Source organism: Streptomyces doebereineriae, assembly GCF_031845645.1.
GTDB lineage: Bacteria > Actinomycetota > Actinomycetes > Streptomycetales > Streptomycetaceae > Streptomyces > Streptomyces canus.
In genome coordinates this window covers 1-437 of sequence record NZ_JAVREZ010000372.1, presented here as the reverse complement: position 1 = coordinate 437, position 437 = coordinate 1, and the positions used below count along the sequence as shown (strand labels likewise).

Sequence of the window (437 nt, the reverse complement as noted above, 5' to 3'; positions counted from 1 at the left end):
CAACAAGGCCGAGGCCAAGAAGCTGATCGACGAGGGCGGCGGCATCCCCGGCGGCCAGCTGAAGATCTCGTACAACGCCGACACCGGCTCCCACAAGGAGTGGGTCGACGCCGTCTGCAACAGCATCAACAACGTCATGGGCAACAACCAGGCGTGCGTCGGCGGCGCGGTCGGCACCTTCGCCGACTTCCGCAACCAGGTCTCCACCCAGAAGATGACGGGCCCCTGGCGCGCGGGCTGGCAGATGGACTACCCGCTCATCCAGAACTTCCTCCAGCCGCTGTACTACACCAACGCCCCGTCCAACGACGGGAAGTGGACCAACAAGAAGTTCGACGACCTGGTCGACCGGGCCAACGCCGAGACCGACAAGGCGAAGGCCATCACCACGTTCCAGGACGCGGAGAAGGTCCTCGTCGAGCAGATGCCGTCCATCC

1 pseudogene is annotated in these 437 nt (G+C 64.8%); it reads left to right on the top strand.

Going from position 1 to position 437, the window contains the following annotated elements:
* Nucleotides 1–437 (top strand): annotated as a pseudogene (locus tag RNB18_RS52355) (ABC transporter substrate-binding protein); the annotation flags it as partial.